This is a genomic window from Citrobacter sp. NCU1 (assembly GCF_010231475.1).
GTDB lineage: Bacteria > Pseudomonadota > Gammaproteobacteria > Enterobacterales > Enterobacteriaceae > Citrobacter_D.
In genome coordinates, this window is the sequence record NZ_NRDO01000013.1 from 120,726 (window position 1) to 138,537 (window position 17,812).

Consider the following 17,812-nt stretch of genomic DNA (forward strand, 5'->3'; position numbering starts at 1 on the left):
TACCTCCTTCGCCGTGCCGTCACTTTAACGTAATATCCTACGCCCTCTATTTTTGCCGATAATTGTTGCGTAACCCCTCGCAAAGCCCGTCGCCATTCAGACAAATCCAGACCGTGTTTCATAATTCCTCCATTATTCTCCCTTGTTGGATAGCTAAACTAGTATCATTCCGCGAAACGTTTCAGGATGAAAAACTTATAACGATGAAAGGCAGTAACACATCCCGCTGGGTGATAGCTATGGTGGTCGCTGTGGCGGCCATTTCCGCAGTCTGGTTCTGGCACAACCGTGGCGAAACAACGGGAACCACGCCGGGCGCCACCGGCCACACACAGCACCCCGCAGGCCAGGGCCGACGCGGTATGCGCTCTGGCCCATTAGCGCCGGTTCAGGCGGCAATTGCCGTAGAACAAGCGGTGCCACGCTATCTGACCGGGTTGGGAACTGTGACAGCAGCCAATACGGTGACAGTGCGCAGCCGCGTGGACGGACAACTGATAGCGCTACACTTTCAGGAAGGACAACAAGTCAAAGCCGGCGATCTGCTGGCGGAAATTGATCCCAGCCAGTTCAGGGTTGCGTTAGCGCAGGCTCAAGGACAGTTAGCAAAAGACAACGCCACTCTGGCGAATGCCCGTCGTGATTTGGCGCGCTTTCAACAACTGGCGAAAACCAATCTCGTTTCCCGTCAGGAGCTGGACGCCCAGCAGGCGCTGGTCAGTGAAACGCAGGGAACAATTAAGGCTGATGAAGCCAGCGTTGCCAGCGCGCAACTCCAGCTTGACTGGAGCCGTATTACGGCACCGGTTGACGGTCGCGTCGGTTTGAAACAAGTGGATATCGGTAATCAGATCTCCAGTAGCGACACCACCGGGATCGTCGTTATCACTCAGACACACCCTATCGATCTGATTTTTACCCTGCCGGAAAGCGATATCGCCACGGTGATGCAGGCGCAAAAAGCGGGGAAACCCGTCACGGTTGAGGCCTGGGATCGCACCAACTCACACAAGCTGAGCGAAGGGATATTGCTGAGTCTGGACAACCAGATTGATGCCACCACCGGCACCATTAAAATTAAAGCACGCTTTAAAAATCAGGATGATACGTTGTTCCCAAATCAGTTTGTCAATGCGCGAATGCTGGTAGATACCGAGCACAATGCAGTGGTGATCCCCACTGCCGCCGTACAAATGGGTAACGAAGGCCATTTTGTCTGGGTATTGAATGACGAAAACAAGGTCAGCAAACATCAGGTGAAAACCGGTATTCAGGACAGCCAGAAAGTAGTAATTAGCGCCGGATTGTCCGTCGGCGATCGTGTCGTCACCGACGGAATTGACCGTCTGACGGAAGGGGCGAAAGTTGAAGTGGTGGACGCGCAATCCACAACCGCAACTGACGGCAAAGCCACCACGCGAGAATATGGCAAAAAAGGAGCGAACTCCTGATGCAGGTGTTACCGCCAGGCAGAACGGGCGGCCCTTCCCGCCTGTTTATTCTGCGCCCCGTCGCCACAACGTTATTGATGGTGGCGATTCTGCTGGCCGGGATTATCGGCTATCGGTTCTTGCCCGTTGCCGCATTGCCCGAAGTGGATTATCCGACGATTCAGGTAGTGACGCTTTATCCTGGCGCCAGCCCCGATGTGATGACCTCCGCCGTCACCGCCCCCCTTGAGCGCCAGTTCGGGCAAATGTCGGGGCTGAAACAGATGTCGTCGCAGAGTTCAGGCGGCGCATCGGTAGTGACACTACAGTTTCAGCTTTCACTGCCGTTGGATGTCGCCGAGCAGGAGGTCCAGGCCGCCATTAACGCCGCGACCAATCTGCTGCCGGACGATCTCCCTAACCCACCGGTTTACAGCAAAGTTAACCCGGCAGACCCGCCCATTATGACCCTGGCCGTGACCTCTGGTGCCATGCCGATGACGCAGGTAGAAGACATGGTCGAAACACGGGTGGCGCAAAAAATTTCGCAGGTTTCCGGCGTTGGTTTAGTCACGCTTTCAGGGGGACAACGCCCGGCCGTCCGCGTGAAACTGAATGCTCAGGCTATTGCCGCGCTGGGGCTGACCAGCGAGACCATCCGCACTGCCATCACCGGCGCGAACGTCAATTCGGCGAAAGGCAGTCTTGACGGCCCCACTCGCGCGGTCACGCTCTCCGCCAACGATCAGATGCAGTCCGTTGATGAGTATCGCCAGTTGATCATTGCTTATCAAAACGGCGCGCCAGTACGCCTGGGCGATGTCGCGACCGTTGAACAGGGTGCAGAAAACAGTTGGCTCGGTGCCTGGGCCAATAAAGAACAAGCCATCGTGATGAATGTGCAGCGTCAGCCAGGCGCGAATATTATCTCAACCGCAGACAGTATTCGCCAGATGTTGCCGCAACTGACCAACAGTTTGCCGAAATCGGTCAAGGTGACGGTACTTTCTGACCGCACCACCAATATTCGCGCCTCGGTAACCGATACCCAGTTCGAATTGATGCTGGCCATTGCGCTGGTGGTGATGATTATCTATCTGTTCTTGCGCAATATTCCTGCCACCATTATTCCCGGCGTCGCCGTACCGCTGTCGCTGATCGGTACCTTTGCCGTGATGGTCTTTCTCGATTTTTCCATCAATAACCTGACGTTGATGGCACTCACTATCGCCACCGGTTTTGTGGTGGATGACGCGATTGTGGTCATCGAAAACATTTCGCGTTATATCGAAAAAGGCGAGAAACCGCTGGCCGCCGCGCTTAAAGGGGCGGGCGAGATCGGCTTTACCATTATCTCGTTAACCTTCTCACTGATTGCGGTACTCATCCCGCTGCTGTTTATGGGCGATATTGTCGGGCGACTGTTTCGCGAATTTGCCGTGACGCTGGCGGTCGCCATTCTGATATCCGCCGTGGTGTCGTTAACGCTCACCCCAATGATGTGCGCGCGGATGCTGAGCCAGGAATCATTGCGTAAGCAAAACCGTTTCTCCCGCGCCTCAGAAAGACTGTTTGACCGCATTATTGCCGGTTATGGTCATCTGTTGGCGAAAGTGCTCAATCATCCCTGGCTGACGCTCAGCGTCTCCCTGGGCACGCTGCTACTGAGCGTGATGTTGTGGGTGTTTATCCCGAAAGGTTTCTTCCCGATCCAGGATAACGGCATTATTCAGGGAACGCTGCAGGCACCGCAATCCAGCTCGTTCGCCAACATGGCGCAACGCCAGCGGCAGGTTTCCGACCTCATTCTCAAAGACCCTGCCGTCGAAAGTCTGACCGCATTTGTCGGCGTGGATGGCACCAACCCGGCACTGAACAGCGCCCGTCTGCAAATCAACCTGAAGCCCCTGGATGAGCGTGACGATCGCGTTTCGCAGGTCATTTCACGCCTGCAGCAAGCGGTCGACACTATGCCGGGTGTGGATCTCTATCTTCAGCCGACGCAGGATCTCACCATTGATACCCAGGTGAGCCGCACGCAGTATCAATTCACGCTACAGGCGACATCGCTGGATGCGCTAAGTACCTGGGTCCCGCCGCTGGTGGCGAAACTGCAGCAGTTGCCGCAGCTTTCAGACGTGAGCAGCGACTGGCAGGACAAAGGCCTGGTGGCGTATGTCAATGTCGACCGCGACAGCGCCAGCCGCCTGGGGATCAGCATGGCGGATGTCGATAACGCGCTGTATAACGCGTTCGGCCAACGACTGATTTCGACAATTTATACCCAGGCAAACCAGTATCGCGTGGTCCTCGAACACGACACTGAAAACACGCCGGGGTTAGCGGCGTTAGATTCCGTGCGTCTGACCAGTCGCGACGGCGGTATTGTGCCGCTCAGCGCTATCGCCCGTATCGGCCAGCGTTTTGCTCCGCTCTCCATTAACCATCTCGATCAGTTCCCGGTCACCACCATCTCCTTTAACGTGCCGGACGACTATGCGCTCGGCGATGCGGTACAGGCGATTCTGGACAGCGAAAAAACGCTCAATCTGCCTGCGGATATCACCACCCAATTCCAGGGCAGCACCCTCGCCTTCCAGGCAGCTCTGGGCAATACCGTTTGGCTTATAGTGGCGGCAGTGGTGGCGATGTACATCGTGCTCGGCGTGTTGTACGAAAGTTTTATTCACCCCATCACCATTCTCTCCACGCTGCCAACGGCAGGCGTCGGCGCGCTACTGGCATTGATGATTGCAGGCAGTGAACTGGATGTTATCGCCATCATTGGCATCATTTTGCTGATTGGTATCGTCAAGAAAAACGCCATCATGATGATCGACTTTGCGCTGGCCGCTGAGCGCGAACAGGGCATGACACCACAGGACGCCATCTTCCAGGCGTGTTTACTGCGTTTTCGCCCGATCCTGATGACAACGCTGGCGGCATTATTAGGGGCATTGCCGTTAATGTTAAGTACCGGCGTCGGGGCGGAATTGCGCCGTCCGCTGGGCATTGGCATGGTGGGCGGTCTGCTGGTCAGCCAGGTATTGACGCTGTTCACCACGCCCGTCATTTATCTGCTGTTTGACCGCTTATCGCTGTCGATGAAAAACCGCTTTTCGCGCCGGGAAGAGGAAGCGTAAATGAAATTTTTCGCCCTTTTCATTTATCGGCCGGTTGCCACCATTTTGATCGCTGTCGCAATTACGCTGTGCGGCGTGCTGGGCTTCCGGCTGTTGCCGGTGGCGCCGTTGCCGCAGGTCGATTTCCCGGTGATTATGATCAGCGCCTCGTTGCCGGGCGCTTCGCCGGAGACAATGGCCTCCTCTGTCGCCACGCCGCTGGAACGCTCGCTGGGGCGCATTGCCGGCGTTACTGAAATGACCTCCAGTAGCTCACTGGGCAGCACGCGCATTATTCTTGAGTTTAGTTTCGACCGGGATATCAACGGCGCGGCGCGTGACGTGCAGGCGGCGATCAACGCGGCACAAAGTTTACTCCCCAGTGGCATGCCCAGCCGCCCGACCTACCGCAAGGCCAATCCCTCTGATGCGCCGATAATGATCCTGACGCTAACATCGGATACCTGGTCCCAGGGCGAACTGTATGACTTCGCCTCAACGCAGCTTGCCCAAACCATCGCCCAAATCGACGGCGTGGGCGATGTGGACGTTGGCGGCAGTTCGTTACCCGCCGTGCGCGTTGGTCTGAATCCACAGGCGCTGTTCAATCAGGGCGTTTCGCTGGACGATGTACGTACCGCCATCAGTGATGCCAATGTGCGAAAACCCCAGGGCGCGCTCGACGGTAAGCACCAGCGCTGGCAGATACAGACCAATGATGAACTGAAAACAGCCGCGGAATACCAACCGCTGATCATTCATTACAACAACGGCGCGGCCGTGCGCCTGGGGGATGTCGCCACGGTCACCGACTCGGTACAGGATGTGCGTAATGCCGGGATGACCAACGCGAAACCGGCGATATTGCTGATGATCCGCAAACTGCCGGAAGCCAATATCATTCAGACGGTGGACAGTATTCGGGCGAAAATTCCTGATCTGCAAACGCTGATCCCGGCCTCCATCGACTTACACATCGCCCAGGATCGCTCTCCGACCATTCGGGCCTCGCTGGAAGAGGTAGAACAGACGCTCATCATTTCCATCGCCCTGGTGGTACTGGTGGTGTTTTTATTCCTGCGTTCCGGGCGTGCAACCCTGATCCCTGCCGTCGCCGTACCGGTTTCGCTGATTGGCACCTTCGCCGCCATGTATCTGTGCGGATTTAGTCTGAATAATCTGTCACTGATGGCGTTAACCATTGCGACCGGTTTTGTTGTCGATGACGCCATCGTGGTGCTGGAAAACATCTCCCGTCACCTTGAAGCAGGGATGAAACCCTTACAGGCGGCGCTACAGGGAACGCGGGAAGTGGGCTTCACGGTGCTCTCCATGAGTCTTTCGCTGGTGGCGGTTTTTCTACCGCTGCTGTTGATGGGCGGATTACCCGGCAGGCTGCTGCGCGAATTTGCCGTTACGCTGTCGGTGGCTATCGGGATTTCACTGCTCGTCTCGCTGACCCTGACCCCGATGATGTGCGGCTGGATGCTCACATCAGGTAAAGCGCGCGAGCAGACGCGTAAGCGAGGTTTTGGACGTCTGCTGGTCGCGTTACAACAGGGCTACGGCAACTCGCTGAAGTGGGTGTTAAAACATACCCGTCTGGTGGGCGTTGTTCTGCTTGGCACCATCGCGCTAAATATCTGGCTCTATATTTCGATCCCGAAAACCTTTTTCCCTGAACAGGATACCGGGGTCTTGATGGGCGGCATTCAGGCTGACCAGAGCATTTCGTTCCAGGCGATGCGCGGTAAACTCGAAGACTTTATGAAAATCATCCGCGACGATCCGGCGGTGAATAACGTCACCGGTTTTACCGGCGGTTCGCGAGTCAACAGCGGCATGATGTTTATCACGCTGAAATCACGCGATGATCGGCATGAAACCGCTCAGCAGGTCATCGACAGGCTGCGCGTCAAACTGGCAAAAGAGCCCGGCGCCAATCTGTTTTTGATGGCGGTGCAGGATATCCGCGTCGGGGGACGTCAGGCCAACGCCAGCTATCAGTACACGTTGCTATCCGATGACCTGGCGGCGCTGCGCGAATGGGAGCCCAAAATTCGTAAATCGCTTTCCTCACTTTCGCAACTGGCTGATGTTAACTCCGACCAGCAGGACAACGGCGCAGAGATGGCGCTTGTCTACGATCGCGACACAATGTCACGGCTGGGTATCGACGTTCAGGCGGCGAACAGTTTACTGAACAATGCCTTTGGTCAGCGGCAAATTTCGACCATCTATCAGCCGATGAACCAATATAAAGTCGTGATGGAAGTAGACCCGCGTTATACCCAGGACATCAGCGCGCTGGATAAAATGTTCGTGATTAACAACGACGGGAAAGCGATCCCGCTCTCGAGTTTTGCAAAATGGCAGCCCGCTAACGCGCCGCTGTCGGTCAATCATCAGGGATTATCTGCCGCCTCGACCATTGCTTTTAACCTGCCGACCGGGACGTCGCTTTCCCAGGCTACCGATGCAATCAACCGCGCCATGACACAGCTTGGTGTGCCCTCCACGGTTCGCGGCAGTTTTGCCGGAACAGCACAGGTGTTCCAGGACACCATGAACGCTCAGCTGATTCTGATCCTGGCGGCGATCGCCACGGTCTACATTGTGTTGGGGATGTTATACGAAAGCTATGTTCACCCGCTGACCATCCTCTCCACACTCCCCTCCGCTGGCGTCGGCGCGCTGCTGGCGCTGGAACTTTTTGATGCCCCGTTCAGCCTCATTGCCCTGATAGGGATCATGCTGTTAATTGGTATTGTGAAGAAAAACGCCATCATGATGGTCGATTTTGCGCTGGAAGCGCAAAGAAACGGCAATCTGACGCCGGAGCAGGCGATATTTCAGGCCTGTTTACTCCGTTTTCGCCCGATCATGATGACCACCCTGGCGGCGTTATTTGGCGCACTGCCGCTGGTGCTATCAGGCGGAGACGGCTCAGAGTTGCGCCAGCCGCTGGGGATTACGATTGTGGGGGGGGCTTATCATGAGCCAGCTTCTGACGCTCTATACCACCCCAGTGGTGTATCTCTTTTTTGACCGCCTGCGGCTGCGTTTTTTGCGCAGAAACAGTAACACCGTCCCGGCAGAGCAACATGACTGAACTTCCTGACAGCACTCGCTGGCAACTTTGGATTGTGGCATTCGGCTTTTTTATGCAGTCGCTGGATACCACGATTGTGAACACCGCGCTGCCCTCAATGGCGAAAAGCCTTGGGGAAAGCCCGTTGCATATGCACATGGTTGTCGTGTCGTATGTGCTGACCGTCGCCGTCATGCTCCCCGCCAGTGGCTGGCTGGCGGACAAAATCGGCGTACGTAACATTTTCTTTTCCGCCATCATCCTGTTCACGCTGGGATCGCTGTTTTGCGCGGCTTCCAACACCCTCAATGAACTGGTGATGGCGCGTGTGCTACAGGGTGTTGGCGGCGCAATGATGGTGCCCGTCGGTCGGTTAACGGTGATGAAAATCGTCCCGCGCGAACAATACATGGCCGCCATGACCTTCGTGACGTTGCCCGGTCAAATTGGACCGCTGCTCGGCCCGGCATTAGGGGGCATTCTGGTGGAGTACGCCTCCTGGCACTGGATTTTCTTGATCAACATTCCCGTTGGGATCGCCGGTGCCATCGCCACCTTGCTGCTGATGCCAAACTATACAATGCAAACGCGGCGTTTTGATCTCTCCGGATTTCTTCTGCTGGCCGTCGGCATGGCGCTCCTCACCCTGGCGCTTGATGGCGGCAAAGGCTCGGGGATCTCTCACGCCGCGCTGGCGGGACTCATCGCCACCGGTATTGTGGCCATCCTGCTGTATCTTCGACATGCAAAGAACAATGCGCGCGCCCTGTTTCGTCTCGACTTATTCCGCACGAACACCTTTTCACTCGGTCTGCTTGGCAGTTTCACCGGACGCATCGGCAGTGGCATGCTCCCTTTCATGACCCCGGTATTTTTACAGATTGGTCTGGGCTTCTCGCCCTTCCATGCCGGGCTTATGATGATCCCAATGGTGCTGGGCAGTATGGGGATGAAACGGGTAGTGGTGCAGGTGGTCAACCGCTTTGGCTACCGCCGCGTACTGGTCGCCACCACGCTCGGCCTGGCACTGGTCAGTCTGCTGTTTATGACCACGGCGATGCTGGGCTGGTATTACATCCTGCCGTTTGTCCTGTTCCTGCAAGGGATGGTTAACTCAACCCGTTTCTCCTCGATGAACACCCTGACGCTGAAAGATCTTCCGGACGATTTAGCCAGTAGCGGTAACAGTTTGTTGTCAATGATCATGCAGTTGTCGATGAGTATTGGCGTAACCATTGCCGGGTTATTGCTGGGAATGTTCGGTCAACAACACCTCACCGTAGAGGCTGGCGCAACGCAAACCGTCTTTATGTACAGCTGGATTTGCATGGCGTTCATCATTGCACTCCCGGCGATTATTTTTTCCAGGGTACCTGACGACACACACAAAAACACGGTCATTTCGCGGCGAAAAAGGAGTCTGTAATGAAATTCTGGCGACCCGGTATCACCGGCAAACTGTTTCTGGCTATTTTCGCCACCTGCATTGTTTTGCTCATCACCATGCACTGGGCCGTACGCATTAGCTTCGAGCGCGGATTTATTGACTACATCAAACAGGGCAATGAGCAACGTTTGCAACTGCTGAGCGACGCATTGGGCGAGCAATACCAGTTACATGGCAACTGGCGATTTTTACGCAACAACGATCGTTTTGTGTTCCAGATCCTGCGCTCTTTAGAACATGATAATGACGATGACAAACCCGGCCCAGGTATGCCCCCACACGGCTGGCGCACCCAGTTTTGGGTCGTCGACCAAAATGCCAGAGTTCTGGTCGGCCCCAGAGCGCCCGTTCCCCCCGACGGCACGCGGCGGGCCATCCTTGTGAATGGGATGGAGGTTGGCGCAGTCATCGCCTCCCCTGTCGAACGCTTAACGCGCAATACCGACATTAATTTTGATAAGCAACAGCGGCGAACCAGTTGGCTGATTGTGGCGTTATCCACTCTGCTGGCAGCGCTGGCGACCTTTTCACTGGCGCGCGGACTGCTGGCGCCCGTGAAACGGCTGGTGGAAGGCACGCACAAGCTGGCTGCCGGTGACTTCACCACCCGCGTAGCCTCCACCAGCGCAGATGAACTGGGCAAACTGGCGCAGGACTTTAACCAGCTCGCCAGCACGCTGGAAAAAAATCAGCAGATGCGCCGCGATTTTATGGCCGACATCTCTCACGAACTGCGCACACCGCTGGCCGTTCTGCGTGGTGAACTGGAGGCGATTCAGGATGGCGTGCGGCAATTCACGCCGGAGTCGGTGGCGTCGTTACAGGCCGAAGTCGGCACATTAACTAAACTGGTAGACGACCTGCATCAGCTGTCGATGTCTGATGAAGGCGCACTGGCGTACCAGAAAACCCCGGTTGATCTTATTACGCTTCTGGAAGTCGCAGGCGGTGCGTTTCGCGAGCGTTTCGCCAGTCGGGGGCTGACGTTACAGCTCTCTTTACCAGACAGCGTCTACGTGTTTGGCGACCGGGATCGCCTGATGCAGTTGTTCAATAATCTACTGGAAAACAGTCTGCGTTACACCGATAGCGGTGGTGGTCTGCATATTTCCGCTGAGCAACACGACAAGTCGTTGCTGTTGACCTTTGCGGATTCCGCCCCCGGGGTCAGCGACGAACAGTTGCAGAAGCTGTTTGAACGTTTTTACCGAACGGAGGGCTCCCGCAACCGCGCCAGTGGCGGTTCGGGGCTGGGACTGGCGATTTGCGTCAACATTGTGCAGGCGCATAATGGCCACATCCGCGCCGCCCATTCGCCTTTTGGCGGGGTGAGCATTACAGTAGAATTACCGCTGGAACGCGATATACAGAGGGATGTATGACTGAGTTACCCATTGATGAAAACACGCCACGTATTTTGATTGTGGAAGATGAACCCAAACTGGGGCAACTGCTGATCGACTATCTGCGCGCCGCAAGTTATGCGCCGACCCTGATCGGTCACGGCGATCAGGTACTGCCTTACGTACATCAAACACCGCCCGATCTAATCCTGCTGGATCTCATGTTACCCGGTACCGACGGTTTAACCCTGTGTCGGGAAATCCGTCGTTTTTCTGAAGTTCCGATCGTCATGGTGACGGCCAAAATTGAAGAGATAGACAGACTGCTGGGGCTGGAAATTGGCGCCGATGATTACATCTGCAAACCCTATAGCCCGCGTGAAGTCGTCGCCCGCGTCAAAACCATTCTTCGCCGTTGTCGCCCGCACAAAGAGATGCAACAACTGGACGCCGACAGCCCGCTGATTGTCGATGAAGGCCGCTTTCAGGCCTCCTGGCGCGGTAAAATGCTTGATTTAACGCCTGCCGAATTCCGCTTACTGAAAACCCTTTCGCACGAGCCGGGCAAGGTCTTTTCTCGCGAGCAACTGCTTAATCATCTCTATGACGATTATCGTGTGGTGACCGATCGTACCATCGACAGTCACATCAAAAACCTTCGCCGTAAGCTGGAATCTCTGGACGCCGAGCAGTCATTTATTCGCGCCGTCTATGGTGTTGGCTATCGCTGGGAAGCGGATGCCTGTAGGATTGCATAATATCATTCACCCGGACGAAGGGATTGTCATAGATATCATGGGTATAAGAAATAGCGCCTTACTGCTTCTGCTGATCTCCGGCATCGCTCACGCAGAAATCTCCGAGCAACAATTTGCCGCCGACTGCGCAAAAATCCCCGACTATGCCCGTCAGGGCGAACAATTCTACAAAGCGAAAAACTACGCCAACGCGCGTGCCGCGTTTGAAAAGCAGGTGATCTGGAGCGAAGGCTGCCAACTTGACGACAAAGCCAGAGCCACAGCCTACAACAACGTTGCGCTCACCTGGATGCGCGAGGGCGAGTGGCGTAAAGCCCGGGCCTGGCTGATGATCAAACCTGACGATCGCAAGTCTGTTTACAATCTGGGACTGATCAAAGACAAACTGGCGGCGCTGCCCACCCCCTCAACTGCAGCGGGCGAATACTGGAATTACGTAGGGCTGAGCACCTGGGAAACGCTTAGCATAAAACCGCTGAAAAATAAATCCGACTACCAGGTAGATTTTCAGGGCTATTATTTTGGCATGATGGCGATATATTACGGTCCCAATATGGGCGAGTTCTCAGAGAAGGTCACGTTAAAAAACAATGCCGGCGTCATCGCGCTCAGAGAAGGCGATTATATCCATTGTGACATCTCGTTAACCGTTTCGCCCGACACGATCGACGTGAAAACAGACGATCCCATCCAATGCGGTTTTGGTGCTAACGTCAGCGCCGACGGGCGTTATCTGCGCGTTGACTGACCTTCCCAAACCAGGCAGGGAAAGCCATGAGTGCAGATAGCGTTAAAACATACCAGCCCCGCAATGTCATCAATTCCACCGATGTGATGGCGACCATTGCTTCGCGCAGTGAACAGCGCGGTGACAGCGAAGACATTCGCCGCTGGTTGACCAACCACTTTTATCGCTGGGCTATCGGCAGTTTTCCCCTCGTTTCCCCCATTCGAAACGCGCTTGATTATGCCACCTGGTTCGGTGCGCAAACTGACATGCCCGACTGGTTGCCGCCAAAACTTACCGGCGGCGCAACCTTCTACTACCTCGACCCGCAACATCCACAATTGCACGCCACGGAGCGTAATTTGGTGGAGTCTCTCTCCCGTCAAAATGAGACCCGACTGGCAGGCAAGTTGCAGCGTATCAACTGTTTTACCGCCCTGGCGATGCGCGAAGCGGAACATGCAAAAATGCAGCGCCGCCGTCAGCAAGGCTGGCATCCTGCTACCCAGGAAGTGCTAAAAAAAGTGCTCAGCGTGACCTGCGGGACGCTGGTTGAATTTGATGCTATGCATCCGGCGCTACGTTGCGAAATGGCCTATGAATCCTGGCACATGCAGCACTGCGTGGGGCAATTTCAGGATAACAACACCCTGGCCGGCGGCTACGGTGACTACTACGCCAGGCAAATTGAACAGGGGGCAATGCGCCTGTTTAGCCTGCGCGACGAAAATAATATTCCTCATGTCACCATTAGCATGCAGGTAAAGCGTGACGGACTGGAAATCGAGCAGATCAAAGGCAAACAAAACCGCCATCCGGTGAAAAAATACGCCACCGATGTTCTGCGTTTACTGCGACACGTCGCACCGCAACCGATACGCCATGCCGACTGCGAAGGCATGGGGATTGTTTACGAAAAAACGCCGGACCATGAAGGCTGGAAATTCATTACCGATATCCACGATGAAGGTTTTCTGCTCAGCGTGTTACATAACAATTTCCATTTACTGAGACACGTCCCGGACCCGCCTATCGCGCTGCAGTGGCTGCTGCTACACAGCGCGCCGGGCGAACTGCACCAGCTACGGACGATCGACCCGATGGTCGCAACAGCAGCCGAAATGTTGTACCCACAGCAACTGTGGCATCCCACCATTGCCGGAAAAAACACCACCTGCGAACCGTTTGAAATTGAAAGCGTCACGCTGCAAACCACCCGCTATTTAACCACCGACGAGAGGAAATGACATTGCATCTACTCCTTTCACTGTTGGTCGCGATCCTGGTGATTCTCTGGAAATGCAAAAAAGCGGCGCGAAGAAAAGCCCCCACCGCGCAGGCGCAAGAACACGCGCGGTTGGCAGAACGACGCCGCGACACCCGTCGACGCAAATGGGCGCTGGCGCTGGCGGACATTCTTATTTTACGCAACGGTTTGAAAACGAAAGACGTCACGCTGGCATTGCCAATTGATGAGCATCAACGCCAACACCTGGCGCAACAGGTGAAAAAAGAGCTGGGACTGGCGGAAAATCTGCGCGAAGAGACGCTACACCAGCAGGTTGCCGATATTTTACAGCGCTGGCCTGCCGGTGTCGGTAAAACGCCACGCGGGTTTTATGATCAGTTAGCCGCCCGGGGACAGGTGCGTGACGCGCTGGCTTTCGACTGCGCGCGAACGGCCTTTTTAACGCGTTGCATCGCCGGACTCGGCTGGTGCAGCAGCGAGCAAGCATGGCTGGTTTTATTCCTCAACGCCCAGCGCGCCCAGGACTGTTTTCACAGCTGGGAAGATTACGCTACCGCTTACGTTCGCGCGCGCCAGATATGGCTGGAACTCCACCACACACCGACGACAATCGCGGGACGCGATCTCCAGGAAGTCATGCAATATCTGGACGATCCACTTAGCCACTGGCGAGAATTGCCGTGGAATACCTTTAAAATTTTTGAACTCAATTGAGAGACGAACATATGGAATTGAACGATCGCGTACTCAATGCTACCGCGACAATGTGTTACCAGAAAATGGCGGAAAACAGCGGGCAACGGGAGTGGTTCATCGCCGATATCGCCAGCTACCTGCGCCATGCGCGCTACGATGAGCTGGACGCGCTGTTCAACGATGCGCTGACGGAAAGCTTCACCTCCCGCGACGCAGAAAAACGCTATTTCCTCGCCTGGACGCAGATGTGTAACCCCCGCTATGATCTGGAACCGCTCGTTGAAGCCGGACCGGAAGGCCTCGCACTTATCAAAGCCTGGCAAAACGCGCGCCCGCGTTCCACGCACGCCTGGCTTGCGCAAGCACAATACTGGAACCACCGTGCCTGGTTGTACCGTAGCTACGGCTGGGCGCGCGACACGACCCACGCCATGTGGGTGTGCGCCAGTGCCTGCAATGAACAGATGATGATCGCCGCAATCAACGCCATCGACTGCGATCCGCGCCAGTGGATGGCCGCCTCACTCGCCAACACCAACGCGCAGGTATTCGGTTTCCCCGACTGGATGGCGGATTATCTGCAAGGTAACGAGACCGTCGGCACCCCAGGCGTTCCGAAACTTGCCACATACCATCAGCGCTCGCCGCAGGAAATTGATGCACTGATGGCCCATTCCGGTTTGTCGCTGGATAACGCCGTTTGCCCTTCTTTGCCGCGACCGTCCGTGCTGCTGACCGCCGAGGATGACTTCAGCCTCAAATACTGGATCACGGTATGTCTGAAGATTTTCCCAACAGCGTACTCTGCGCTGGACGAGTATCTTCCGTTTCGCATGCCACGCTGGAACGGCACCCATGAAGAGATTCATGCGTTTCTGGCGTCTGCGGCCTGTGCTCATCTCTCGGATAGCGAGCGCGAACACCTGGAGCTGCTGATTTGGTGGGATGAGTATCGCGACCTGAGCATCAAAGAGATTGAAGAGCTTGAGATCAGAACCAAAACCCTCGCGAAAGCGCAAGCCGTGGCCTGCCATGCCCGGAATCAGGAAGATCGCCACAATGCGCTGGGGTGGCTGCTTAACTGCTATGACGATTTAGACGATGAAGAGGCGCTCTGGGGCTGCATTCAACACGCAGTCATGGAGAAAAAGAAGTTAGACAATTACTTCACTTATCAGGCCCTGAAGTTTGCGCTACGTGAATTTCCCAACAGCCACTGGATCTATAATTTTATTTGTCAGAATTCAGAGTGCGCTGAAGGTTGGGCCGCCGTGATTTATCGCGGTTATTTCCAGTATGCGGGACTGTTTGGCTTTGAGAAAAATCCAGAATCAGGCGCTGCATGGTTGGATCGGGTTTCATCGATACAACATAGCGCGACCTGGAAATGGACCATACGCTCCTTCGGCTGGCTCAACCGTCCTGAATATTGCGTACCGCTGGCGGAAGTTGGCGCAGAGCGTAATATTCCCGGCACGCTTCAATGGCTGGCGGATGAATATAACAATCGGGACAACGGCACCCTTGTGCCTTATCAAACCCGCACAGCGCTAAAGCATTATCAGCACGCCGCACAGATTCTGCTCGACCACATCGCCCAGCGCGACAGCGCGCCCTGGCGTCTGATCGCCAATGGTGGATATAGCGAGTACGAAGCAGATTTACGCGATATTTATTTCAGTCTCGCGATTTGTCATCAGCGACTGTGCATGGAAGATGACGATCCCGCAAAATGGGCAGTCTACGAAAAAAATCTCCTCGATAATCTCTGGCAGGCGCATCAACTGGGCCACGAACAGGCTAAAGATTTGTTCCTGCTCAACATTTTTGAAGCTACCGATCTGACGCTGGCGCATTCTTATTTAGATCTGCTCCTGGAGGAAGCGAACAAAGGCACGCTTCAGGCAATGGTGACGCTCGCGCGATTGTACGGTAACAAGCAAGATAAGCGGTTGTTTAATATAAAGCAAAGTGCTCGCTGGGCCTACTTTGCCGACACGCTGTATCCCGATAATGAGATAGTCAGAGATTGCCTCTACAAGGTGCATTTCGATACGCGCTGGAAACGCATGCGTTATACCTGGCACACCGTGCGTATCCCGGCCTCGGAATTGCCAGGCCAGGTTAACCCGATGGTGTAGCCGTTTACTCGCACGCCCGCTAGCGATACAATGCCCGCCCTTAAAGTGGGGGCACTCCCCTAACCGTCTCACTCGCTGGGACGGATCTGACCTGTCATCAGAACGAGAACACTATGTTTAAACCGGAACTCCTTTCCCCGGCGGGAACGCTGAAAAATATGCGTTACGCTTTCGCTTATGGCGCAGATGCTGTCTATGCGGGTCAACCGCGTTATTCACTGCGCGTGCGCAACAATGAATTCAACCACGAAAATTTGCAGCTCGGCATCAATGAAGCCCATGCGCTTGGCAAAAAATTCTACGTGGTTGTTAACATCGCCCCGCATAACGCGAAGCTGAAAACCTTTATTCGCGACCTGAAGCCGGTGGTGGAAATGGGGCCGGATGCTCTGATCATGTCCGATCCTGGGCTCATCATGCTGGTTCGTGAGCACTTCCCGGAAATGGCTATTCACCTCTCGGTTCAGGCGAACGCCGTCAACTGGGCGACGGTAAAATTCTGGCAGCAGATGGGACTGACCCGCGTGATCCTTTCCCGCGAGCTGTCGCTGGAAGAGATTGAAGAGATCCGCAATCAGGTGCCCGAAATGGAGATTGAAATCTTCGTTCATGGCGCGTTATGCATGGCCTACTCTGGCCGCTGCCTGCTTTCCGGGTACATCAACAAGCGCGACCCGAACCAGGGAACCTGCACCAACGCCTGTCGTTGGGAATACAACGTGCAGGAAGGGAAAGAAGATGCGGTCGGCAATATCGTCCACAAATACGAACCGATCCCTGTCCAGAACGTTGAACCGACGCTGGGTATTGGCGCGCCTACAGACAAAGTATTCATGATCGAAGAGGCTCAGCGCCCGGGTGAGTACATGACGGCGTTCGAAGACGAACACGGCACCTACATCATGAACTCGAAAGATCTGCGCGCCATCGCCCACGTTGAACGCCTGACGCAGATGGGCGTTCATTCGCTGAAAATCGAAGGTCGTACCAAGTCTTATTACTACTGCGCGCGCACCGCACAGGTGTACCGCAAAGCCATTGATGATGCCGCAGCTGGTCTGCCATTTGACCCGCAACTGCTGGAAACGCTGGAAGGCCTGGCGCATCGTGGTTACACCGAAGGTTTCCTGCGTCGCCACACGCATGATGATTACCAGAATTACGAGTATGGATTCTCCGTTTCGGAGCGTCAGCAATTTGTCGGTGAGTTTACGGGCGAGCGTAAAGGTGAACTGGCAGCGGTACTCGTGAAGAATAAATTCACCGTCGGCGACAGCCTCGAACTGATGACGCCACAAGGCAATGTGAATTTTAACCTTGAGCAGTTGGAAAATGCCAAAGGCGAAGCAATGCCTGTTGCACCGGGTGACGGCTACACGGTCTGGATGCCAATCCCGCAGGATATCGACCTTAACTATGCATTGTTAATGCGTAATTTTGCCGGTGAATCCACACGTAACCCGCATGCTAAGTAATTAATTCATGTTATTTTTTCATGATGGAATGATTTTTAGAAACCGATCACATACCGCTTCGTTTATTAAGGGTATTATCCATCCGCTGAAAAACATAACCCATAAATGCTAGCTGTACCAGGAACCACCTCCTTAGCCTGCGTAATCTCCCTTACGCAGGCGTATTTTTTTGTTCTAACTTAATGAAATAAATGGATTTATTTCTATCAATGTCCACACATTGACCACATCGATACAAAAAGCCCCGCATTTGCGGGGCTTTTGTTTTAACTGTGACCCATCCTGAATAGCGTTGACACGTTCCTGACCTAAATCCGGAGAACGTGATGATGA

The 17,812-nt window shown here is 54.9% G+C and carries 10 protein-coding genes and 1 pseudogene; all 11 read left to right on the plus strand.

The genetic code is table 11. The features are described 5' to 3' along the window. Positions 1 to 203 precede the first annotated feature (203 nt). The gene (locus CJP72_RS05925; protein WP_162379968.1) at positions 204 to 1,451 is read left to right on the plus strand and encodes an MdtA/MuxA family multidrug efflux RND transporter periplasmic adaptor subunit; all 1,248 of its coding nucleotides are present in this window, start codon (positions 204 to 206) and stop codon (positions 1,449 to 1,451) included. Further along, positions 1,451 to 4,573, plus strand: a complete 3,123-nt coding sequence (locus CJP72_RS05930; RefSeq protein WP_162379969.1) for an MdtB/MuxB family multidrug efflux RND transporter permease subunit — start codon at positions 1,451 to 1,453, stop codon at positions 4,571 to 4,573. Before CJP72_RS05925 ends, CJP72_RS05930 begins: the two co-directional genes overlap by 1 nt. Then, positions 4,574 to 7,664, plus strand: a pseudogene (mdtC, locus tag CJP72_RS05935) (multidrug efflux RND transporter permease subunit MdtC). Continuing rightward, the gene (gene mdtD, locus CJP72_RS05940; protein ID WP_162379970.1) at positions 7,657 to 9,069 is read left to right on the plus strand and encodes an MFS transporter; all 1,413 of its coding nucleotides are present in this window, start codon (positions 7,657 to 7,659) and stop codon (positions 9,067 to 9,069) included. The pseudogene mdtC and the gene mdtD overlap by 8 nt, the downstream one beginning before the upstream one ends. Next, positions 9,069 to 10,472 (plus strand): envelope stress sensor histidine kinase BaeS, encoded by a 1,404-nt coding sequence (gene baeS / locus CJP72_RS05945; protein ID WP_162379971.1) that lies wholly within the window; start codon positions 9,069 to 9,071, stop codon positions 10,470 to 10,472. The genes mdtD and baeS overlap by 1 nt, the downstream gene beginning before the upstream one ends. Next, complete coding sequence (baeR, locus tag CJP72_RS05950; RefSeq protein ID WP_162379972.1) at positions 10,469 to 11,191, plus strand: envelope stress response regulator BaeR; 723 nt, start codon at positions 10,469 to 10,471, stop codon at positions 11,189 to 11,191. The genes baeS and baeR overlap by 4 nt, the downstream gene beginning before the upstream one ends. Before the next feature lie 37 nt (positions 11,192 to 11,228). Next, positions 11,229 to 11,939 (plus strand): tetratricopeptide repeat protein, encoded by a 711-nt coding sequence (locus CJP72_RS05955; protein ID WP_162379979.1) that lies wholly within the window; start codon positions 11,229 to 11,231, stop codon positions 11,937 to 11,939. A gap of 26 nt (positions 11,940 to 11,965) precedes the next feature. After that, positions 11,966 to 13,165: a PcfJ domain-containing protein gene (locus CJP72_RS05960; protein ID WP_162379973.1), complete on the plus strand. Its 1,200-nt coding sequence runs from the start codon at positions 11,966 to 11,968 to the stop codon at positions 13,163 to 13,165. Then, complete coding sequence (locus CJP72_RS05965; protein WP_162379974.1) at positions 13,162 to 13,881, plus strand: DUF1266 domain-containing protein; 720 nt, start codon at positions 13,162 to 13,164, stop codon at positions 13,879 to 13,881. The genes CJP72_RS05960 and CJP72_RS05965 overlap by 4 nt, the downstream gene beginning before the upstream one ends. A gap of 11 nt (positions 13,882 to 13,892) precedes the next feature. Then, entirely contained in the window at positions 13,893 to 16,004 is a 2,112-nt protein-coding gene (locus CJP72_RS05970) for a DUF4034 domain-containing protein (protein WP_162379975.1), read from the plus strand. Positions 16,005 to 16,117: 113 nt separating this feature from the next. Beyond that, positions 16,118 to 17,479, plus strand: coding sequence for a prephenate-dependent tRNA uridine(34) hydroxylase TrhP (gene trhP / locus CJP72_RS05975; protein WP_162379976.1), 1,362 nt, complete (start codon positions 16,118 to 16,120; stop codon positions 17,477 to 17,479). The last annotated feature ends 333 nt before the right edge of the window (positions 17,480 to 17,812 follow it).